This window comes from Ruegeria sp. ABV4_181 (assembly GCF_056158465.1).
The window spans coordinates 1-22,032 of record NZ_JBSWTI010000002.1; the positions used below are offsets into that span (position 1 = coordinate 1).

The 22,032-nt window shown below is 60.6% G+C and carries 16 protein-coding genes; 11 read left to right on the plus strand and 5 right to left on the minus strand.

Annotated elements, in window-relative coordinates:
* The 4 genes from gcvT to ACXAC3_RS00050 all read left to right on the plus strand — a co-directional run.
* Positions 1-1,083: glycine cleavage system aminomethyltransferase GcvT (gene gcvT, locus ACXAC3_RS00035; protein ID WP_475153836.1), on the plus strand; the 1,083-nt coding region annotated here is incomplete at its 5' end.
* 18 nt (positions 1,084-1,101) lie between these two features.
* A complete protein-coding gene (gcvH, locus tag ACXAC3_RS00040) occupies positions 1,102-1,467 on the plus strand; it encodes a glycine cleavage system protein GcvH (protein WP_475153844.1) in 366 nt (121 codons plus the stop codon).
* Positions 1,468-1,610: 143 nt separating this feature from the next.
* Positions 1,611-4,466 (plus strand): aminomethyl-transferring glycine dehydrogenase, encoded by a 2,856-nt coding sequence (gene gcvP / locus ACXAC3_RS00045; RefSeq protein ID WP_475153850.1) that lies wholly within the window; start codon positions 1,611-1,613, stop codon positions 4,464-4,466.
* Positions 4,467-4,551: 85 nt separating this feature from the next.
* Positions 4,552-5,559: a helix-turn-helix domain-containing protein gene (locus ACXAC3_RS00050; protein WP_475153853.1), complete on the plus strand. Its 1,008-nt coding sequence runs from the start codon at positions 4,552-4,554 to the stop codon at positions 5,557-5,559.
* A gap of 93 nt (positions 5,560-5,652) precedes the next feature.
* Here ACXAC3_RS00050 and ACXAC3_RS00055 read toward each other — a convergent pair whose 3' ends face one another.
* From ACXAC3_RS00055 to ACXAC3_RS00070, 4 genes are all read right to left on the minus strand, one after another.
* Complete coding sequence (locus ACXAC3_RS00055) at positions 5,653-6,288, minus strand: nucleoside/nucleotide kinase family protein (RefSeq protein WP_475153858.1); 636 nt, start codon at positions 6,286-6,288, stop codon at positions 5,653-5,655.
* A complete protein-coding gene (locus ACXAC3_RS00060; protein ID WP_475153862.1) occupies positions 6,285-7,061 on the minus strand; it encodes an ATP-binding cassette domain-containing protein in 777 nt (258 codons plus the stop codon). The genes ACXAC3_RS00055 and ACXAC3_RS00060 overlap by 4 nt, the downstream gene beginning before the upstream one ends.
* Positions 7,061-8,134, minus strand: a complete 1,074-nt coding sequence (locus tag ACXAC3_RS00065; protein WP_475153865.1) for an ABC transporter permease — start codon at positions 8,132-8,134, stop codon at positions 7,061-7,063. The genes ACXAC3_RS00060 and ACXAC3_RS00065 overlap by 1 nt, the downstream gene beginning before the upstream one ends.
* Positions 8,135-8,246: 112 nt before the next feature.
* Positions 8,247-9,266: a substrate-binding domain-containing protein gene (locus tag ACXAC3_RS00070; RefSeq protein WP_475153868.1), complete on the minus strand. Its 1,020-nt coding sequence runs from the start codon at positions 9,264-9,266 to the stop codon at positions 8,247-8,249.
* A gap of 257 nt (positions 9,267-9,523) precedes the next feature.
* Here ACXAC3_RS00070 and ACXAC3_RS00075 point away from each other — a divergent pair, with 257 nt between their 5' ends.
* The 7 genes from ACXAC3_RS00075 to ACXAC3_RS00105 all read left to right on the plus strand — a co-directional run bounded on the left by ACXAC3_RS00075 (position 9,524) and on the right by ACXAC3_RS00105 (position 18,714).
* Complete coding sequence (locus ACXAC3_RS00075; RefSeq protein ID WP_475163311.1) at positions 9,524-10,645, plus strand: ROK family transcriptional regulator; 1,122 nt, start codon at positions 9,524-9,526, stop codon at positions 10,643-10,645.
* A 247-nt stretch (positions 10,646-10,892) separates the two neighbouring features.
* Positions 10,893-11,924 carry a FecR family protein gene (locus ACXAC3_RS00080; protein ID WP_475153875.1) on the plus strand — a complete coding sequence of 344 codons (1,032 nt, stop codon included), beginning with the start codon at positions 10,893-10,895 and terminating at the stop codon, positions 11,922-11,924.
* A 107-nt stretch (positions 11,925-12,031) separates the two neighbouring features.
* The gene (locus ACXAC3_RS00085; RefSeq protein ID WP_475153880.1) at positions 12,032-14,263 is read left to right on the plus strand and encodes a CHASE2 domain-containing protein; all 2,232 of its coding nucleotides are present in this window, start codon (positions 12,032-12,034) and stop codon (positions 14,261-14,263) included.
* 142 nt (positions 14,264-14,405) lie between these two features.
* Positions 14,406-15,455: a patatin-like phospholipase family protein gene (locus ACXAC3_RS00090; RefSeq protein ID WP_475153885.1), complete on the plus strand. Its 1,050-nt coding sequence runs from the start codon at positions 14,406-14,408 to the stop codon at positions 15,453-15,455.
* A 130-nt stretch (positions 15,456-15,585) separates the two neighbouring features.
* Complete coding sequence (locus ACXAC3_RS00095) at positions 15,586-16,599, plus strand: catalase (RefSeq protein WP_475153891.1); 1,014 nt, start codon at positions 15,586-15,588, stop codon at positions 16,597-16,599.
* A 4-nt stretch (positions 16,600-16,603) separates the two neighbouring features.
* Entirely contained in the window at positions 16,604-17,320 is a 717-nt protein-coding gene (locus ACXAC3_RS00100) for a hypothetical protein (RefSeq protein ID WP_475153896.1), read from the plus strand.
* The gene (locus tag ACXAC3_RS00105; RefSeq protein ID WP_475153903.1) at positions 17,317-18,714 is read left to right on the plus strand and encodes a Dyp-type peroxidase; all 1,398 of its coding nucleotides are present in this window, start codon (positions 17,317-17,319) and stop codon (positions 18,712-18,714) included. The genes ACXAC3_RS00100 and ACXAC3_RS00105 overlap by 4 nt, the downstream gene beginning before the upstream one ends.
* On the opposite strand, the gene ACXAC3_RS00110 is transcribed toward ACXAC3_RS00105, so the two are convergent.
* Entirely contained in the window at positions 18,711-21,896 is a 3,186-nt protein-coding gene (locus tag ACXAC3_RS00110) for an ATP-binding protein (RefSeq protein WP_475153909.1), read from the minus strand. The genes ACXAC3_RS00105 and ACXAC3_RS00110 overlap by 4 nt on opposite strands.
* Positions 21,897-22,032: the final 136 nt, after the last annotated feature.

A 22,032-nucleotide genomic window follows, 5' to 3' on the forward strand; every position in this document is an offset into this window, starting at 1 on the left:
AAACGCACGCCTCTTCACTCGTTGCATGTTGAGTTGGGGGGTAAGCTGGTTGATTTTGCGGGATGGGAGATGCCTGTTCAGTATCCATTGGGGATCATGGGGGAGCACAAGCAGTGTCGTGAGAAGGCGGCGGTGTTTGATGTGTCTCATATGGGTCAGGTGATTTTGCGCGGTGAGAATGTGGGGGAGAAGCTGGAGGCTTTGTGCCCGCAGGCTTATGCGACCCTGAAGCCGGGCAAGGCGCGGTACGGGTTTTTCACCAATGCGGATGGCGGGATCATGGACGATCTGATCGTGTCGAATGCGGGGGATCACTACTTTGTGGTGGTGAACGCAGCGCTGCGGCATCAGGACATTCCGCATATGCGCGAACATCTGGACGGGGTTGAGGTGACCGAGATTTTCGACCGCGCGCTGGTGGCGGTTCAGGGTCCTGCCGCGGAAAACGTGGTGGGTGAGCTGTGCCCGGCGGCGCGGGATCTGACCTTTATGGAAACCACAATGGCCGACATCCTGGGCGTCGAATGCCGGATCTCGCGGCTGGGCTACACGGGTGAGGACGGGTATGAGATCTCGATCCCCGAGGACAAGGCGATCGAGATCACCCGCGCGTTTCTGGCGCATGAGGAGTGCGAACCGGCGGGTCTGGGCGCGCGCGACAGCCTGCGGCTGGAGGCGGGGCTGTGCCTTTATGGCAATGACATCGACCAGGGCACCTCGCCCATCGAGGCCAGCCTCGGCTGGGCGATCCAGAAGCGCCGCAAGGAAGAGGGCGGCTTTCCGGGCGCCGAGCGGGTGCAAAAGGAACTGGCCGAGGGGCCTGCGCGCAGGCTGGTGGGCATCAGGCCCGAAGGCCGGGCGCCGGCCCGTCAGGGCACGGAAATCCGGTGCAGCAATGGCAACCCCATTGGCCAGATCACCTCGGGCGGGTTTGGTCCCACGGTCGGCGGACCGGTGGCGATGGGCTATGTCGCGGCCGGCCATGGTGAGCCGGGCGAGGTGGTGCAGCTGATCATCCGGGGCAAGGCGCAGCCGGCCGAGATTGCGGCGCTGCCCTTCGTCAAACAGAATTACAAGCGTTGAAGTCAGGAGAGAGACACCATGGCAACCTATTATTCCGAAGAGCATGAATGGCTGGCCGTTGAGGGCGACATCGCCACGCTGGGCATCACCGCGCACGCTGCCGAGCAGCTGGGCGATGTGGTGTTTGTCGAGCAGCAGGAAGTGGGCGACACGTTCGAGAAAGATGGCGAGATCGGGGTGATCGAATCCGTCAAGGCCGCGTCCGAGCTCTATGCCCCGGTCGATGGCGAGATCACCGAAGTGAACGAGACGCTGGCCGACAATCCCGGCGCGCTGAACGACGACCCCGAGGGTGAGGCCTGGATCTACAAGATCAAGGTGACCGACGCCGCGCAGCTCGAAGATCTGATGGATGAGGCCGGCTACAAGGCCTTCATCGGCTAAACCCATGTCGGGGCCCTGATTCCGGGGCTCCGCCCGTTCGGGCCTGAACCAGTCCGCCGGACAGGTTCCGGGACGGCCCTTACCCCACGCCGGAGGCCTCTGCCGCCTCCGCCCGACCTGACCTATTCGACAGGAGCGCTGCAATGGCCTTCAAACTGACCGATTACGAAGCCTATGACTTTGCCAACCGCCGCCATATCGGCCCGTCGCCCACCGAGATGCGCGACATGCTCAAGGTGATCGGCTTCAAAACGCTGGACCAGCTGATTGATGCCACCGTGCCGCCGGCGATCCGGCAGAAGGAACCGCTGGACTGGGGCCCGGCGATGACCGAGCGCGACGCGCTCTTTCATATGAAAGAAGTGGCGGGCAAGAACAAGGTTCTGACCTCGCTGATCGGTCAGGGCTATTACGGCACCACCACGCCCGCGCCGATCCTGCGCAACATCCTGGAAAACCCGGCCTGGTACACCGCCTATACGCCTTATCAGCCCGAGATCAGCCAGGGCCGGCTTGAGGCGCTGTTGAACTTCCAGACTATGGTCAGCGACCTGACCGGGCTCGATGTGGCCAACGCATCCCTGCTGGACGAAGCCACCGCAGCCGCCGAGGCGATGGCGATGGCCAAGCGCGGCGGCCGGTCGAAGGCCAATAACGCGGCTTTCTTTGTCGACAAGAACTGCCACCCGCAGACCATCGCGGTCATTAAAACCCGGGCTGAGCCTCTGGGCATCGAGGTGCAGGTCGCCGATCCGGATACGCTGGATGCGGGATCGGTCTTTGGTGCGATCTTCCAATATCCCGGCACCCATGGCCATGTGCGCGACTTCACCGCCGAGATCGCGGCGCTGCATGAACATAAAGCGATTGCCATCGTGGCCGCCGACATCCTGTCACTGGCGCTGCTGAAGTCACCGGGTGAGATGGGCGCGGATATCGCCATCGGCTCGACCCAGCGCTTTGGCGTGCCGATGGGCTATGGCGGGCCGCACGCGGCCTATATGGCGACCACCGACAAGCTGAAGCGGGCAATGCCGGGCCGGATCATCGGCGTCAGCATCGACAGCCGCGGCAACAAGGCCTATCGCCTGGCGCTGCAGACCCGCGAGCAGCACATCCGGCGCGAGAAGGCGAACTCGAATGTCTGCACCGCGCAGGCGCTCTTGGCGGTGATTGCCTCGATGTATGCCGTGTACCACGGCCCCGACGGCATCAAGGCCATCGCGCAATCGGTGCACCGCAAGACCTCACGCATGGCCGCCGGTCTGGAAGAGGCGGGCTTTGCCGTTGAACCCGAGGTGTTCTTCGACACCATCACGGTCGAGGTCGGCCATCTGCAGAAAACGGTCATGGAGGCCGCCGTGGCCCGGGGCGTCAACCTGCGCAAGGTGGGTGACACGAAAGTGGGCATCAGCCTGGACGAACAGACCCGCCCCGAGACCATCGAGGCGGTCTGGGGCGCTTTCGGCATCGACCGCAAGGATGACAGTTCGAACAAACTCTATCGCCTGCCGGACTATGCGCTGCGCGAAAGCGCCTATCTGACCCACGAGATCTTCCACAAGAACCGGGCCGAGGCCGAGATCACGCGGTACATGCGCCGTCTGGCCGACCGCGACCTGGCGCTGGACCGGGCGATGATCCCGCTGGGGTCGTGCACCATGAAGCTGAACGCCACGATCGAGATGATCCCGGTCACCTGGCCCGAGTTCGGCAACCTGCACCCGTTCTGCCCTGAAGATCAGGCGCAGGGCTATCACGAGATGATTGCTGATCTGAACGACAAGCTGTGCCAGATCACCGGCTATGACGCGATCAGCCAACAGCCCAACTCGGGCGCGCAGGGCGAATACGCAGGCCTGCTGACCATCCGCAACTATCACTTCGCCCGCGGCGAAGGGCACCGCAATGTCTGCCTGATCCCGACCTCGGCCCATGGCACCAACCCGGCCTCGGCGCAGATGGTGGGCTGGCAGGTTGTGCCGGTGCAATCGGATGAGAACGGCAATATCGACCTGAACGACTTCCGCGCCAAGGCGGAAAAGCACAGCGACCATCTGGCCGGCTGCATGATCACCTACCCCTCGACCCATGGCGTGTTCGAGACCACCGTGCAGGAGGTCTGCCAGATCACCCATGATCACGGCGGTCAGGTCTATATCGACGGGGCCAACATGAATGCCATGGTGGGTCTCTCGCGACCGGGGGATATTGGCGGCGATGTCAGCCACCTGAACCTGCACAAGACCTTCTGCATCCCGCATGGCGGCGGCGGCCCCGGCATGGGTCCGATCGGCGTCAAGGCGCATCTGGAAGAACATCTGCCCGGCCACCCGGAATACGGCAGTGCCGTCGGTCCGGTCTCGGCGGCGCCTTTTGGCTCGCCGTCCATCCTGCCCGTCTCATGGGCCTATGTGCTGCTGATGGGGGGGGCAGGTCTGACGCAGGCCACGAAAGTGGCGATCCTGAACGCCAACTACATCGCCGCGCGTCTGGCCGAGGCCTATCCGATCCTCTACACCTCCGAGACTGGCCGGGTGGCGCATGAATGCATCCTCGACACAAGACCGCTGGACGAGGCGGCGCATGTCAGCGTCGATGACATCGCCAAGCGACTGGTGGACAGCGGCTTCCACGCGCCGACCATGTCCTGGCCGGTGGCCGGCACCCTGATGGTGGAGCCGACGGAATCGGAACCCAAGGATGAGCTGGACCGTTTCTGCGACGCCATGCTGTCGATCCGCGCGGAAGCGCAGGACATCATCGACGGCAGGATCGACGCGGAAAACAACCCGCTGAAAAACGCCCCCCACACGGTGCGCGATCTGGTCGGCGACTGGGACCGCCCCTACACCCGCGAACAGGCCTGCTTCCCCCCGGGCTCCATGGGCGTCGACAAATACTGGTCCCCCGTCAACCGCGTCGACAACGCATACGGAGACCGAAACCTCATCTGCACATGCCCACCCATGGCAGAATACGAAGACGCAGCAGAATAGCCAAAACCCCCGCCTCGGCGGAAAGAACTTAAGCCTGGGACGTTGCCCGACGGGGCAACGTCCGCATCCAGCAGGGAAAGGAACAATGAAACACTACGTCCTTCGGAATGGCCGTTCGCATTGGACCGGATCCGCACCCTGGAAATCGGAACGTCTGCAACATGTTGATGTCATTCTCGCCGGCCCGGAGGCCAGGGCATCGGCGCATATGATTGATGATTTCTTTCGCGCCGTGAACGACTTGGTCGAAAACCACAGATATGTCGTGAACATGCGCGTGCTTGCCGACGAACCAGTCGGCGGCCCCTTGTACTGGGCCGGGCGACCTGCGGTGTTCTGGGGCGATATTCACGGCAACTGGCCGCTTTCAGAACAAGAAAAGGCGTGGTGCGCGCAGGTTGTGAATCTGTCGCCGCGCACAATTCTGGTTGGCGGGGCAGTATTGCTATTCGGTCAGGTCGGACGGGCCGCAAATACAGTTGCGGCCATTCACCCCAATTTCGCAGCCGCGGCGCAGGAAATCGGATTGATCGACAGCGGCACAGGCAGTCATTTGGCTAGCGATGGTCGGGTGCACAGCGCCTCGACCCGGCTGAGCGCGTTGCGGTTGCTGGCCGAGTTTCTGGCGGCGGACCACGGTGCCCATCTTGCAGACACCCTACGCAGTTACATCGGTCTGGAGGAGCCAAAGCCATCCTGTAACAGCCACCTTGCGATCAGGCTTGTGCAACGGTCAGGCGCGGACCCTTTGGTGCGGCGGACCATCGAGACCATGCTGGAGCATCTTGAGGACCCCTTGCGGATCTCAGAACTGTCCGGGGTGCTTGCGACGTCGACACGTCAGCTACAGCGGCGGTTTCTGAACAAGACGGGCACCAAACTCCTGACAACGTACAGGGAACTTCGTCTGGAACACGCCCATAGCCTGCTTCGCAACACCGATCTTTCCTATCGCGAGGTTTCGGCTGCAACAGGGTTTTCTTCCGCGGTCGCCCTGACGCGTGCATTCCGGGATCACTACGAAACGACGCCGGAAACCATCCGCAACCAAAGGTTTGGTGGAGAATTGTCAACGCTGCAGGAAGCACGATAACCGGGTCGGTAGCAACACAGGTTGCTGGCGTGGCCGGCGCCAAGGATCCTCATTCGATCCCTGCCCGTTTCGGCCAACGAACGGCAATGCAACTCAGAGCGCCAGGTCACCCTGAATCGAGTTCTCGATGACCCGCCTTGCGTTGGGAATATCATTGATCAGGGCGCGGTCCCGTGCTGCATCCCGGCTCAGGCCATGCATGATCCACCGGTCTGTCAGGCGTGCCTCCAGCGTCGGCAAATCGACATCCAGAAAGATTTTCAGGTTCCAAAGTGGGTTCAGGTCCGACCAGCCGGGTTCGTTGAGGAACAGGTAATTGCCTTCGACCAGCACCGTTTGCTGATCCCGGGTGACGATTGAGCGTGCGGCTATAGCCTTGTCCAGATCCCGGTCGAATTCCGGCACGGCGACGTCGTCCTCGGCCAGCAACCGGAAAAGAAGCGCGTGGAAACCAGCGATATCGAAAGTTTCTGGCGCGCCTTTTCGATGGCTGAGATCGCGCGCATTCAGGATCGCGTTGTCATAGTGAAACCCGTCCATCGACACCAGACCCGTTGGAATCCCCCGCTGCTGCAAGGCATTCTGCGCCAGCGCGGCAACGGTTGATTTTCCCGCGCCAGGAGGGCCGGCGACCGCCACCAGATGCCGCTTGGATGCATTGGGCAGCAGGCAGACCGCATCGGCAATTCGTTCTGCCAGTCTTTCCGGAGGGGCGCTTTGCCCGCTCACGCCGCCTCGTCCTCGGCCGGTGGTTCCTTGGCCCCGGTCATGAAGGCCACCGCGTCCGACATCGTGTAATCCTTGGGGTCTACAACACACAACCTTTTGCCAAGGCGGTGAACATGGACGCGGTCGGCGACCTCGAACACATGGGGCATGTTGTGGCTGATGAGGATGATCGGTATGCCGCGCGACTTGACGTCGATTATCAGTTCCAGAACCCGGCGGCTTTCCTTGACCCCCAATGCGGCGGTCGGTTCGTCCAGAATGATGACCTTGGAGCCGAAAGCCGCAGCGCGCGCCACTGCCACGCCCTGACGCTGTCCACCGGAAAGGGTTTCGACCGCCTGATTGATATTCTGGATGGTCATCAGGCCCAGCTCGCTCAGTTTGTCGCGGGCAAATCTCTCCATCGCCGGGCGATCCAGCATCCGGAACAACGACCCCATCGGCCCCTTGCGGCGAATTTCGCGGCCCATGAACATATTGTCGGTAATCGACAGCGCCGGAGACATTGCCAGCGTCTGATACACGGTTTCGATCCCCGCATTGCGGGCGTCGATCGGCGAATGGAAATTCACCTTTTGCCCGTCCAGCCACACGTCGCCCTCATCCGGCACAACCGCGCCTGATACGGCCTTGATCAGTGTCGATTTACCGGCACCGTTGTCGCCGATCACCGCCAATATCTCACCCGGCATGAGGTCAAAGTCGCAGTGATCCAGCGCAGTGACCTTGCCATAGCGTTTCACAAGGTTTCGTCCTTTGAGAATGGGTTCCATCAGGCTGCCACCTTTCTGATCCACTGGTCGACCGCGACCGCCGCGATGATGAGGATACCGATCAGCAGGAAGGTCCATTGCGCGTCCGCGCCAAGCAACCGCAGGCCCAGTGTAAATACGCCCACAATCAGGGCTCCGAACAGCGACCCGAGTATGGACCCCCGCCCGCCAAACAGGGATATGCCCCCGATCACCACGGCGGTGATGCTTTCGATATTGGCCAGTTGCCCCGAGGTCGGAGAGACCGATCCGATCCGTCCGATCAGAGCCCAGCCGGCAAAGGCGCATATCAGCCCGGACAGCATGTATACCGACATCAGGGTGCGATGAACGTTGACCCCGGAGAGTTCCGCCGCCTCCGGATCGTCCCCTACTGCATAGACATGACGTCCCCAGGCGGTATGCCGCAATGCGTAGGCAAGGCCGAGGATCAGAGCGAGCATAAAGATCACCCCAACCGTAAGGACCGCCCCGCCAATGTTAAACTTGGTTCCGAACAATTGCAGGATAGCGGCGTTTTCTTCGATATCCTGCGACCGGATCGTTTCGTTTTGGGAATAGAGGAAATTTGCGGCCAGAATGATCTGCCACATACCCAGCGTGACGATGAAGGGCGGCAGCTTGATCCGGCTGACGAGAAACCCGTTCACCGCGCCGATGGCGGTTCCCACGGCCAGCCCGCACAGGATCGCGACCGAGGGCGGCATCCCGTAGCGGAACGTGAACTGTCCCATGACAACCGATGACATGACCATGATCGCGCCAACGCTCAGGTCGATCCCCGCAGTCAGGATCACCAGGCTTTGCGCCGCGGCGACGATGCCGACGATTTGCACCTGTTGCAGGATCAGGGTCAGGGCAAAGGGCGAAAAGAACTTGGCCCCCAGCAGAACCCCAAAAATGACGATTGCTGCCACAAGAACGATCAGCGGAACAAGAGACGGGTTCACATGCAGAAAGTGCTGAACCGTGCCAACAAACCCCCGGTGGTGATCGTCAAACTCGGCTACCTGTTCGGGGCTGCCCTTGGCGGCGGCTTCAAAGTCATCGGATTGTCGCGACGTTTCGGTCATAGATATTCCCCCATGCGTCAAGCGCCCGTATACGGACCACTTTAGCAAGTTTTCGGGTGACGAGGTGGTTTTGTATCAGGAGGCCGCCTCGGCGGCCTCCTGTCGGTTCAGCTTAACCCCAGCAGAGGTCCATGCCTTCTTTCACCGAGATCGAGTCGACGCCGTCCGCGGTCTTGTCCGTAACAAGCGCAACGCCGGTATCGAAGAAGTCTTTTCCGGGTGTGTTTTCGGGCTTCACGCCTTCATCCGCCCATTTCTTCACGGCCTCGACCCCAAGCGACGCCATCAAAAGCGGATATTGCTGCGAAGTCGCCCCGATGACACCGTCGGCCACGTTCTGAACGCCGGGGCAGCCGCCGTCCACCGATACGATCAGCACGTCATTTTCTCGCCCGATGGCCTTGAGCGCCTCATAGGCCCCGGCCGCTGCGGGTTCGTTGATCGTATGCACCACGTTGATTGTCGGGTCCTTGGCCAGAAGGTTCTCCATGGCACGGCGGCCGCCTTCCTCATTCCCGGCGGTCACGTCGCTTCCAACCAGGCGCGGGTCGTTCTCATCCCCGATGACGTTGGGATCTGCCAGATCAACACCAAAGCCCTGAAGGAACCCCTGATTGCGCAGCACATCCACTGTCGGCTGGCTGACGGCCAGGTCCAGAGTCGCGATTTTGGCATCATTGGCTGCGTCGCCCAGCGTGGCCTTGGCCCATTGGCCGATCAGCAACCCGGCAAGAAAGTTGTCCGTGGCGAATGTGGCGTCGGCAGAGTCAATCGGCTCCAGCGGCGTATCCAGCGCGATCACCAGAACACCGGCATCCCGCGCCTGCTTTACCGCTGGCACGATCGAGGATGTGTCGGACGCCGTCAGCAGAATGCCCTTCGCGCCGTCCAGAATGCAGGTCTCGATTGCCTGAACCTGGGTTTCGTGATCGCCGTCGACCTTGCCTGCAAAGGCTTTCAGCGTCATTCCCAGTTCATCAGCCTTGGCTGTGGCGCCCTCTTTCATTTTGACGAAGAAAGGGTTGGTGTCCGTCTTGGTGATCAGGCAAACGGTTTCGCCCTCTGCCAGTGCACCCCCAGCCATCGCCGTAAGCGCCAACGCGGTAGCGCCTGCAAGATTTGCAAGTTTCATAGGTCGTCCTCCCAGTTTCTCCCATGCCCAGAGGGGCATCTGAGCGATCGGGCGGATAGAGACCCGATCCCACACCAGAAACCTTCGCCAGATTCGATATATGAGTCAATAAATAAATCACTCTTAATTATTATTGACACGGGTTTGGCTTTTTCCCACTGTTGCGACAAGGAGGGTCCGTTGTGAGTGCTGGATTGCCACAGGACAAACCCGGGGCGCAGCGGGTTTCGGAGGTGCGCGGCACGAACCAAAGCGGTATGCGTGCGCATAACGAACGCCTAGTCCTGTCGCTTGTCCGCAGGCACCAGGCCCTGGCCAAATCCGAGATCGCGCGCATGACCGGGCTGTCCGCGCAGACCGTGTCCGTGATCATGCGTCAGCTGGAAAAAGACGGATTGCTGTTGCGGGGCGAACCTGTTCGCGGAAAGGTCGGACAGCCGTCTGTGCCCATGCGGCTCAACCCGGAAGGGGCGTTATTCTTCGGTCTCAAAATCGGGCGCCGCAGCACCGAACTGGTTCTGACCGACTTTCTGGGAAATGTCCGGCAGCGCGAAAGGCGGACCTATGACTATCCCGAACCCGGCGCAACGCTGGACTTCGCCCATGACTGCCTGCGCAACATCATGTCCGGTCTGTCTCCGCAGGCCCGAAGCAGGGTTGCAGGCCTTGGAATCGCAATGCCCTTCTACCTTTGGGACTGGGCACAGACGCTGCAGGTTCCGCAAGAGGAAATGGACCCCTGGCGCACGGCCGACATCCAATCTGAACTGGCGTCGGCCTACGATATTCCGGTATTCCTGCAAAACGATGCCACCGCCGCCTGCGGGGCCGAGCTGGTCTTTGGCCCGGCCGGAGGTCCCAGGGACTTTCTGTACTTCTATGTTGGGTATTTCATCGGTGGGGGCGTGGTGCTGAACGGCTCCATCTTTTCCGGGCGGGGCAATGCGGGCGCTCTTGGACCATTGCCGGTTCCGATTGAAACCGGTCGCGTGAAACCCTTAATCGACGTCGCAAGCCTGTACGTTCTGGAACGTTCGGTGTCCCGGACCGGAACCGCCACCGCGATGTGGGAAACGACCGAGCAATGGGATGTGCCCGAGGCGCAGCTTGAGAGCTGGCTGAAACAGTCCGCTATCGGGCTGGCCTATGCCATCGCCGCATCTTGCAGCGTCGTCGATTTCGAATGTGTGAAAATTGACGGCTGGATGCCGCTGAACGTGAAGACACGGCTTATAGAAGAGATTGATGTGCAGCTGTCCAAGCTCAACCTGACGGGTTTGGAGCGGCCCGCGGTTCTGGCGGGTTCGGTCGGCCCTGATGCCCGCGCCCTTGGTGCTGCCAGCCTGCCCCTGTCCGAAAGATATCTAGTCGAAGCCTGACAGATCGCAGCAACAGCCGGGCGCCCCAAATGAGCTACCTGCTCCTGCTTCGCATCCGGCGGTGACCCCCGTCAGACGAGGGGAAATTCGCCAATCCGTCAGAAAACTTGCCAAAGCAACGTGGTTTAAGGCATATTTGCTTAGATTTAATACAAAAAATACGTCAAAAAATTGAATTGCAGAGGATCAGACCGGGCAGCGGGCGCAAAGCGCCCAACACATACCTTTGGGGGAAGGGAAGTTAGGTTTGGCCTGGTTAAGATTGTGTTGTGTTGTTTGGTGTATTCTGGTCCTGCCTGCGCAGGCCCTGGCCAATATCGGAAAAGTCGTGGGCGTCAAACAGGGCGCCGAGGTCACGCGCGCAGGTAAGTCTCAGCCCCTGCGTGAAGGCATGGAAGTTGCCTCCGGCGATTCCATATCGACTGACCGCAGCGGGGTGGTTCAGTTGATATTCGTTGATGAAACGAAGATCGCTATTGGTCCGAATGCGCGCATGATCCTGGATGTCACGATGCTGCGCGGCAACAAAAAGGCCAAGAATTTTGCCGTGCAGGCCCTGGGCGGCAGTTTCCGCTTTATTTCCGGCAAAAGCAAAAAGCGGGCCTATTCCATTCAGACCCCCACTGCGACCATGGCCGTGCGCGGCACCACGTTCGATATGTGGGTTGTACCCGGAACGCAAAGCGCCATGCTGGTTCTGGAAGGCCGGGTCGAGATGTGCAGCCTGAGCGGCAACTGCCAGTCAACCGGACGCCAATGCAGCCTGTTCGCGACGACCCAGCGCGGCGGGATCGGACGTCCCGCGGACCCGGAGCAATATCAGAAAGCGCTATCCGAAGGGTTCCCATTCATACAATCTCAGCAACGATTGCTGGCCCCGCTGCAAGTTGATATCGGCGGTTGTGCGGCCGAAGCCATACCGCTGGTACCGATCAAGTCGGATGCACCCGTCCCGGATGCGCAGCGATCGGAGGTCAAAAGTACCGAAAAATCCGCGCCGCGAAACGAACCGCGGACCGAAACGCCCGCGCCCGGCTCCAAACCGGGCCGGGGCAATGGCGGTAATATCGGCAGCAACACCGGAACCGGGAACGGGAATGGCGGCAATATCGGCGGCGGAAACGCCGGAGCCGGAGATGGCCGTGGCGGCAGCATCGGTGGCGTCAGCGGCGGCGGCGCGGACGGCAGCGGCGGCACGATCGGCGGCGGCGGTGGCAACACCGGCGGTGGCCCGGCCAGTGGCGCGACCGGCGGCAACGGGGGCAACAGCGGCAACTGAACGGAACGGTCCCCGATCATGCAACAGATAAGCGGACCCTTGCGTGACGACAAAGGCAATCGCGCCATGGCGTCCCGAGGGTTCGGCCACGGCAACCGGAGGCTCAGGTGACCGGAAAACCCAAGGACAGATCCGGTCGGCGTCGCGCATTTCAGCTTGTCGGGCTGGGCCTTATTCTCTTTGGGTGTTTCATCCGGGTGCTGGACCCTTACCCGGTGCGGATGACGCGGCTGATCTACTTTGACATTCTGCAACGCCTTTCACCGCGGGACTATGACCCCGGCCTTCCTGTGCGGGTTGTCGATATCGACGAGCAGTCGCTGGCGAACTGGGGGCAATGGCCCTGGCCCCGGACCCTGCTGGCGCAAATGGTGGAAAACCTCGGCGAATACGGCGCGGCGGCCATCGCCTTTGACATGCTGTTTATCGAACCTGACCGGTACTCTCCTTCAAGGTTGCTGAACGATCCCTCCCTGGCCCGCGTGTTGACCGTGGATCGCACGGCCGAAAACCTGGACAATGATCTTCTGTTCGGGTCCGAAATAGCCAACTGGCCCGTGGTTCTGGGCGCCGCGGCGCGGCTGTCCGACGAAGGCCGGACTGTCACCACAAAGGCCGGGATCATTGAAATCGGCGAAACACCAACTGCCGGTCTGGTCTCGGTCCCGCACTGGACACCCCCTGCCGAACCTCTGGAGCAATTCGCGACAGGTATTGGCGGCGTAAATGTTTCGCCCCTTGGCGGCACGGGCATTGTGCGCCGCGTCCCGGTTCTCTGGAGCGGCCCGGGCGGCGCCTTGCCCAGCCTGGGCATCGAAGCCCTTAGAGTCGCCATGGGGGAGACCATCATTATCGCCGAGGGCACCCCGGACGAAGCCGGCATAATGCTGGCCGTTGAAATCGGAGGGTTCCGCCTGCCCACCACCGAAAACGGTGAGGTCTGGGTGCGGTACCGGCATGACAGCCCGGATCTGTACCTGTCGGCTGACGACGTGATGCAACCGCCGGACAACCCCGACCTGCGGGCCGAGATAGAAGGCCGGATCATTCTGGTCGGGACATCGGCGGCCGGGCTGTTCGACATGCATCAGACCGCATTGGGCGAATCCGTGCCCGGCGTGTCCATTCACGCGCAGATACTCGAGCAGATCGTGACAAATGAAATGCTGAGCCGGTCGGATGTCACCGCAGCGCTGGAACTGCTTTCCTTTGTCATCCTTGGGCTGGTGGTGACGGCGGTTATGTCCCGATTTGGCGCGGTTGCTTCCTTTGTCGCGGGCGGCGTGTCGGCGGCGGTTGTACTGGGGATTAGCTGGCTTGCCTTTCAGAACCAGCTTGTGCTGTTCGATGTCACCTTTCCGCTGATGGGAGGCATGGCCAATTTCGGCCTGCTGGCCGGGTACCTGTTCATCTCGACCGAACGCGAAAAGCGGGTCATCAGACGGGTATTCTCGCACTATGTCGCCCCCGAGATCCTGGATGAGATGGAAGGCACAGGGCATCAGTTGCAACTGGGCGGCGAGACCCAGGAAATCACCGTGATGTTTTCGGACATCCGCGGCTTTACGCCTTTGTCCGAGTCCGTTTCAGCGACCGATCTGGTGGCTTTGCTGAACGAGCTGTTCTCGCAGATTGGCGACCAGATTTTGCTGGAACGGGGGACCATCGACAAGTTTATCGGCGATGCGGTCATGGCCTTCTGGAATGCCCCCCTGCCGGTCGAGGATCACCCCTGCCGCGCGGCGCAGGCGGCGCTGCTGATGCGCCGTGCGCTGGTGGATTTCAACGCCTCGGACGTGATGGAAGGGCGGCCCCCGATTGCCCTGGCGACGGGATGTGCCACGGGTCAGGCCTGTGTCGGGAATATCGGGTCGCGAAGCCGGTTCAATTATACGGTCATTGGTGACGTGGTGAACATTGCCGCGCGGATAGAACAAAGCTGCCGCCATGTGGACTACGACATTCTGGTTTCCAACTCTGTCCGGGAAAAAACGCTGCACGATATGGCCATGCTGGAGGCTGGCTTTGTCGATCTCAAGGGAAAGTCGGATCTGGAGCCCGTGTTCGTTCTAGTTGGCAACCGGAACCTGCTGAAATCGCCTGAATTCCAACAACTTGAGCAAAAGCACAAAACACTTATCACCGCGATCAGGGATCGCCAGCCGCAGGTCAGAATTGAAAAGATATGCCGGGATTGTATCGCAATGGCGGAGCCGATCGAGCCTGGCCTGCGACGGTTCTACGATGCACTTTCGGGCAGGGCGGCGGATTTCCGGTTCGAGGTTCAGACGAACCGGCTGGTCTTCAGCCACCACAATGGCAAACGACGAACCTCGTGACCGCTGCTTGCGGTACGGTGCATTCTTGCGGATCGGTCCAAATTCCTCATGATGGGCGCCAAAGAAACTTTGACAGCAGTCGGTGCCGGCCCCTGACGATGTCGGATGCCGTTGCTGCGGGCAAGACTATGAGGCGCGTTACATGGCATTCAAATTGGTTTCCTGCGATGGGGGCGGGATCAGGGGATATCTGACCTGTCTGATCCTGCAGGGCCTTCACGAAGAAACCGGATTTCTGGACACGGCGGACGGCTTTGCAGGCACGTCCACCGGCGGTCTGATCGCCGTGGCGCTGGCGGATGGACGGACGCAGGGCAAGGATATGGCGGCGCTTGTCGCCGAACTGGCCGCGCATTACCGCGACGATGCCGACAAGATCTTTCGGGAAAACGAACGCAGCTTTCTTGACAAGGCACTTGACGATCTGATGCGGCGTTTGCGGCTGGGCGGCGGTCCGGGCATCCTGGCGTCACAGTATAACGCAACCGGGCTGGAAGAGATCGGGATGTCGCTGGTGGGCGAGCGGACGATCGGAACCTTGTCGCCGGAACTGGTTCTGGCCATCAATACCGTCTGCCTGCACCGTAGCGACAAGATCGGGTGGTCCCCCTTCACGATCACCAACCAGAACCTGGAACAGGAATCCTGGCTGAACATGAGCGCAGTCAGGCTGCTGGACGTGGCCATGGCCAGCTCGGCCGCGCCGTCCTACTTTCCGCCGCATCTGATCAAGGCAGGGGGTGAGGATTACGGGTATTTCGCGGATGGCGGGACCTTTGCCAACAACCCTGTCATGAACGGAATCAACGTCGCCATTGCCGCGGACAAGGCACATGGTCTTGAGGATATAGAGGCGCTGTCGATCGGCACCGGGCAGCAACCGACGGACATTTCCGAGGCGATGGTCCGGAACCCGGACGACTGGGGATTGCTGAAATGGTTCGGCATTACGTCGGACGCACCGAAAGGCGCTTTGATCGAACTGCTGCTGACCACGTCGGCCGAGAACCAGTATTGGATGGCGCAGCTGGTTCTGAAAGACCGTCTGGTGCGTATCAATCCGCCGCTTCCCAAGGTCGTCGGGCTTGCCACCCACAGACCCGATTCCTACCGGATGATGGAGCAGGCTTTTGAGGCCAGCAAGCAAAGTGAATACTGGGAAAATGCCGTGAAATTGCTGCGCGGATGGTGACGCCACGAGATCGTTCGCCGGTTTGACTGCCGCTTTGCCTCCGTCGTTTCTGTTGCCTTTGAAAGAAGACCGCGTATGGTTAACGCGCCGTTTTTAGAGATTTTTCAAGGTTCGAAATGGGGGGAATGGAATGAGCAGTCCCGGCATCGCCGAGAAGCTGGTTGAGGTGCTGCATCGCGAGGATGGTGATCCCGCACTGCGTCCCGTTCACACGATCGGCATCAGTGCGACGGGGTATTTCAAACCCTCGCCGATTGCCCGGAATTTTTGTGTCGCCGACCACTTCAACGCCGAAAAATCGGATGTGATTGTCCGGTTTTCGAACGGATCGGGCTGTGCGGCGGTGCATGACGGCTGGTCGGACGTGCGCGGCATGGCTGTTCGGTTCCACCTTGGCGATGGCACCGACACGGACCTGATCGCAATGACTCTGCCAGAGTTTTTTGCGCCGACCCCCGAAACGTTTCTGGAATTCGCCGAAGAGGCCAAGCCCAGGGAATACGAGGGCGAGACGCCCTGGCAGAAAATCATCAACTACCTGCAACTGATCCTGCCAAAACGTGACCCCTATCCCGGTGAAACCATCAGCCCGGATGACGGCGCAATCGAATTTGCAGACAAGAACGCCTATTCTCAGCTTGGCGTCATGCAGGCCGCACAGATCGGCGCCCCCACCAGTTACGTGCGTGCGGCCTATCACGCGGTTCACACCTTTGTCGTCACTGATCCGGACGGGGTCAAACGCTGGGTCAGGTTTTCGTGGCAACCCATTGCCGGGGTCCTCAAGACCGACCCCGAGGAAACGCCTGTGGACGATTATCTGCGGGCAGAACTGAAAGAACGGCTGGCCCAGGAGCCCGCGCGGTTTTCCCTGATGATGATGATCGGCGAGGTAGGCGATGACTTCAACAACTCGTCCCGTCCGTGGCCGCCGCACAGAAAGCGGATCATGATGGGCACGCTGACCCTGAATGCCGTGCCCGAGGATCAGATTGCCGACTCGGAAAAGCTCAGCTTCAACCCGGGCCTGCTGACGAAGGGTATCGAAACTTCGGATGACCCGGTGCTGAAAGTGCGCATCGATGCGTACAAGGTTTCCAGCGCCTGGCGCGGCGGATCCCCCTGCCCGTTTTCGGAAGGGTAAAAGCATGACACGCCAAAACTCGTGGTTCAACGACTACGTCAACTCGCTTCCGGACCGGGGATGGTTCAAGTTCCTGTCCCGCTATATCGTGGTACCCTACTGGCACTGGCGCGACCCGAAACCGAAACTGCCGGGCGGACCGCGCCCCTCGCCCCAACCCAGCGAAAACGTGCAGCGCATGATGAACCTGATCATGCCGCTGAAAGATCCCTCGCCCGCCGGACGCGCGCGGGCAACGCTTGCCATTGCTCAGAACGTGGATGAAATCTTTGCTGGGCTGGATAATGTAGGCACCGTGCATTTCGCGCGGTTTCTGCTGATCGACAACAATATCTGCATGATCTCGGTCTATGACGGGGATTTCAGCAACTACATTCGCGACTTCATTACCACTATCGGCAGTGTGTTCAACGACGTGATCTCTCTGGTCGACGGGGCAGAGCATCTGATCCCGACCGAGCACAACGTCGAGGAATTCATCGACTGGGTTCACGCGCATGACCTGTTTCAGGCGGCCGATTTCCCGACCGATCTGTTCGGATTGCAGGACGCGGCCAAAGGTCTGCCGCCAAACAAACCGCCGCACATGCTGGCGACGTTGCCACGTGAGTTCGTTCTGCAACTGCATGCGAACCGGAACCTTTCACTGGGGGGTGGCTATCGCGCCTATCCCGGAATTTCAGCCGCGCAGGTGCGCCAAAAATTCGGACAGGGCTGGTGAACAAAAAACTCGATCTCGCCGATATTCAGGGCAACATTCTGCGCGGCTATCGCCGGGCTCAGGTACGCCATCTGATCCTCGAAGCCTCTGATCCCGCAGCGGCCCGCCGTTTTCTGGGAACAGCCGTTGATGGTGGAAGCAACACCATACCCGAGATCACCCGCGGTATTCTTTGGAAGGTCAAACCGCCCTTCTGCTTCAATATCGGCATCACCTTTGAAGGGCTGCGCGCGCTGGGGACACCGCCCGAGCACCTGAAAACCTTCCCCACCGAGTTTGCGCAGGGCATGACGAAACGAGCCATGAAACTGGGGGATTTCGGAGACAGCGCGCCGGATCAATGGCCCGCCCCGTTTGACCGGCCGGACCGCGTGCACCTGATCGCATCCATTCATTCCGACACGCCCGATCATCTGGACAGAGTCGAAGAGCAGGTCGCCAAAGCCTTTACCGTTCTGGGTGTACGCAATGGCCGCAGCCTGCCGGACGGCAAGGTTTTCTTTGGCTATGTCGACGGTATTTCCCAGCCCCGTTTCGAACAGGTCTATGATCCTGAACAGGCAGAAGTCGAAGAACCCATCGACCCGCTCGGAACCGCGCTGCTCGGCTATCGGACCCGGCAGGAGGGCGTCGAGTTTCGCGTTCCGTCACCTCATGCCCTGGGGTTCAACGGGTCATTCAACGCCTTCCGGATTCTGGCGCAGGACGCCGCCGGGTTCGAGGCTTATCTGGATCGCGCCGCCGACATGCTGATGGAGCATCCCAAACGCGACCGTCTGGCTGACCCCGACAATCTGGAACGTATCGGCAAGGGTCTGGACATGCACGGAGCCCTGCGCGAAGTCGTTGCCGCGCAGATGTGCGGGCGCTGGCGCAACGGGGTGCCATATGAGCTGTCGCCGGATGCGCAATGGCCCCGCGACAAGGTCTCACCGACCAATTTCGACTATACGCACAGTTCGCGGTGTCCGGCCGGATCACATATGCGGCGCGGCAATCCGCGCGGCGGTCCGATTGTTCAGCGCATTGCAAATTATACACGGCGGCTGGTGCGGCGGGGCATGTCTTACGGGCCAGATTTCGACCCGCAAAACCCCGATACGGAAGAACGCGGTCTGCTTGGCAGCTTTATCGGGGCCAATATCGGCGCCCAGTTTGAAGCGGTCATGTGCGACTGGATCAATCTGGGCCTGCAAGATCCCAACATCACCGGCGCAAACGACCCGTTGCTGGGGGCAAACACGCCCGAAACCAGTTGGTTCGACATGACGCTGCCGGACGGCGAATCGATCCGCCTGCGCGGGTTTCCGCGCCTGATCAGAACCCGCGGCGGCGCTTACACGTTTCTGCCCAGCCTGACAGCCATCAAATACCTGTCCGAGTTGACGGATTAAGCCAGTTCGGCCAGCGCCGTGTCGATCCGTTTCAGCATCGGGGACTGACCCGCCGTCTCGACAATGACGCGGGCCCGGGTGAGGTGATCAATGGCCTGCGACTTCTTCTTCTTTGCCTTGTAGAGCAGGCCCATGATCATGTCGCAGCGGGCGATGTAGTGGCCCTTTTCGTCAAATTGAGGGTTCTTGCGCACCTGTTCGATCATCGCGATCAATCGTTTCCGGCCGAACAGCAAGACCCAGACGATGGACCGGAAGTTTCTGATCAGAACACCCGGCGAGCCGCCGCCCTCTCCGGTCAGGATGGCCAGATACATCTCGCACAGGAACAGGCGCGCCCAGTCGGCCGAGACCATTGTGCCCTCATCCGTGCGCTTCTGTATCGCCCATTCGACCTGACGCAACCCGGCGGCGACCTGACCCTTCAGGGCATAGGCCACGCCCAGCATGGTCGCAGGTCCGAATGTGAAAAGGGTCCAGCCCTTTTCATTACACTTCCTGATGTGCTGTTGAACGACGTCCAGCGCACCTGGCTTTTCCAGCGGGACCATCGCGCCCACTCTGGCGGCCTCGGCGATGGCCAGCTCAAATTCGACTTGGGACGCCTGCCGCGCCTCTTCCGCCATCTTCAACGCCAGTTCGTGATCGTCCGACACCATGGCGATCAGCGCCTTCATCGCGGTCCCATAGCCCAGCGCGCGCGGGTCGTTTTTGGTCTTGCCTAGGGCAATCATGCGGTCCGACGCGGCATGTGCCCGCGCCACCCGGCCACGCGTCAGTTCGTTCCACCCGACGGTGGCCAAAAAGAAGTTCTGGATATAAGCGTCGTCGATCTTGGCCAGCGCCGCCTCAATCTCGCGCTTCTTGACCTCGAACCTCTCATTCTCGATGGGAGCGTGGTAGATCGACACCGACAGTTCGTTCACCATGGCATAGGCGACAGAGGACGGGTCTTTCAGCCGCCGCGCCATGTCCGTCAATTCCTGCTGAACCCAATGCGCCTCGTGATATTTGCCGTTGCACACCAGACAGGACACATAGTGATGCAGGAACAGGGCGTGGTGCCGGTTGTCACCCACCTGTTGCAGGATCGGTCGCACTGTACGGGCCAGATCGATGATCGTTTTGACCCGCAGCGAGATATTGGAACACAAGGCAAAGCTTGCCAGAAACTCGGCAAACTGTTCGTTCGAGGCACACTCCGGATCGCTTTGATACAGTTCCAGCGCAGCAACAAAATACCTGTTGGCTTCGTCCAGCGAATAGACGCCCAGGCTTTTGGCGCCTGCCATCGCGCTGTACCGAAACGCCTTGTCTGTGTGGTCCGTCTGGCCGTAGTGGTACGCCAGGGTTTCAGCCGCCTCCTGCAGCCGGTTGGCATTCCGTTCGACCAGCGCATCCGCAATCGCCAGATGCAATTCGGCACGGCGCGACAGAACAAGGCTCTGATAGACGGAGTCGCGCAACAGAACATGCTTGAAGATGTAATCGGACGAATTCGTCTCGCGGTAGAGCACATCCAGCGCTTGCAGCCGTTGCAGCGCAACGCCGGTATCTTCGCCATTGCCGATCAGCATCGCCAGCAACCCGGGATCAAAGCGGCGGCCAATGACGGCGGCGGCCTGCAGCAATTCGCGGTCTTCGGATTGCAGACGGTCAATTCTGGCCGCCAGCAGGCTGCGCATGGTGACTGGCAAACCGCTGTCGTCCATCTCGGCATCAAAATGCGCCTTGTCGCCCTCGACGCGCAAGGCACCCTGATCCAGCAGAAAACTCAGGATCTCTTCGCCGAATAACGGGTTTCCGCCGGCGCGTTCGGTCAGCTGTTCCGCCAGACCGTCCGGCAATTCGGTGACGCCCAGACGGTTCTGCGCCAGGCGGGCCAGATCATCGACCCCAAGGGGTTTCAAGGCCACGGTGGCAACGACGCTTTGGTCCAGCCATTTCGGCGTATATTCCGGTCGCCGGGTCTGAATGATCAGCAGGTTGGAAAACCCGGTATCCTCGATCATGATCTCCAGCAAATCCTCGGACGCGCTGTCGATCCAGTGGCCGTCCTCGATCAACAGAATGACCCTGTTGCGGCTGCATTTCTCTTTCAGCAGGGCCGGTAACAATTCCCGGATACGCAGGCCGATCAGAACACCGTCCAAACCGTCCAGCGACCCTTCGGGCGGTTTGACACCCAAAAGGTTCATCATCAGACCCAGATTTTGCCGGGTATAGAGGCCGGACTTTTCCAGACCGACTTCCAGCTTCTTCTGAACCCGTAACGGGTTGTCAGCATCCAGAATCTGAAACGAGTTCCGGATGATCTCCAGAAACGGCAGGAACGGGACCTGCTGCCGGTCCGCAAAGCAATAGCCTTTCAGAACCGCCACGTCGTCAGACTGCACCTGATTCAGAAACTCGAATACCAGCCGCGTTTTGCCCAGCCCGGGTTCCGCCACCAGATCGACAACTCTGCGTGCCGATTTTGAGCCATCAAGCGCTGCCGACATCGCCCGCAGCTCGGTCAGGCGGCCGACATAGCTGCTGAGCCCCTGCGCCACCGAAGCGTCAAACCGGGTGGCGCCTTCGTTGATCGATTGCAACTGCCACAGTTTGTGCGGCGTCGACAGGCCCTTGATCTGATGCTCGCCGAAAAAGCTCAGTTCGGTAACCCATTCGACCAGCCCGCGCGTGGTATCACAGATCAGCGTACCGCCAGTGGGCGCGAGGTTTTCCAGACGCGCGGCAAGATTTACCGTGCTTCCCACGGCTGTCGCGGGGCTGCCTTCGCCCTGCACCGCGGCCATTACAACGGTGCCCGAGCTGATGCCCACCCGCATTTCGGGACGCACCCCAAATCGCCTTTCCATATCCGCGGCGGCGGCCTTGAATGATGCGTGGATCGCCATGCCGGCGCGGCAGGCTCGTAAAGCCGGATCTTCAAGCGCCTCCGGCACGCCAAACAATGCCATGATGCTGTCACCGGCAAAGTCGCGCACCGTGCCGCCATGTTCCTCGGCTGCGCGCACCAGCTTGTCATAAACGACACGAACAAATTCCAGGGCTTTTTCTTCGCCCAGCGCCGCAACGATCCCGGTGTATCCGACCAGATCGGCAAACAGAACCGAGACCTGGCGCCTTTGCCCCAGATCCGTCGACTGCTTCGCAGGATTATCCGCAACTTCCCCCATTTCGGCAAAGGGTTTACAACACCCGACCCGGCCCCGCCAGTATTTGCCACCAAAAGACCTTAATCGCGCAGTCAAATGGCAGCTAAAATGTCACGACTGGCATGTTTTGAAAAAACTCTGCTGGCTGTGACGCGCC

Coding starts and splice junctions, on each gene's coding strand:
- gcvH (WP_475153844.1), top strand. CDS start 1,102: ATGGCAACCTATTATTCCGAAGAGCATGAATGGCTGGCCGTTGAGGGC.
- gcvP (WP_475153850.1), top strand. CDS start 1,611: ATGGCCTTCAAACTGACCGATTACGAAGCCTATGACTTTGCCAACCGC.
- ACXAC3_RS00050 (WP_475153853.1), top strand. CDS start 4,552: ATGAAACACTACGTCCTTCGGAATGGCCGTTCGCATTGGACCGGATCC.
- ACXAC3_RS00060 (WP_475153862.1), bottom strand. CDS start 7,061: ATGGAACCCATTCTCAAAGGACGAAACCTTGTGAAACGCTATGGCAAG.
- ACXAC3_RS00065 (WP_475153865.1), bottom strand. CDS start 8,134: ATGACCGAAACGTCGCGACAATCCGATGACTTTGAAGCCGCCGCCAAG.
- ACXAC3_RS00070 (WP_475153868.1), bottom strand. CDS start 9,266: ATGAAACTTGCAAATCTTGCAGGCGCTACCGCGTTGGCGCTTACGGCG.
- ACXAC3_RS00075 (WP_475163311.1), top strand. CDS start 9,524: ATGCGTGCGCATAACGAACGCCTAGTCCTGTCGCTTGTCCGCAGGCAC.
- ACXAC3_RS00090 (WP_475153885.1), top strand. CDS start 14,406: ATGGCATTCAAATTGGTTTCCTGCGATGGGGGCGGGATCAGGGGATAT.
- ACXAC3_RS00095 (WP_475153891.1), top strand. CDS start 15,586: ATGAGCAGTCCCGGCATCGCCGAGAAGCTGGTTGAGGTGCTGCATCGC.
- ACXAC3_RS00100 (WP_475153896.1), top strand. CDS start 16,604: ATGACACGCCAAAACTCGTGGTTCAACGACTACGTCAACTCGCTTCCG.
- ACXAC3_RS00110 (WP_475153909.1), bottom strand. CDS start 21,896: ATGGGGGAAGTTGCGGATAATCCTGCGAAGCAGTCGACGGATCTGGGG.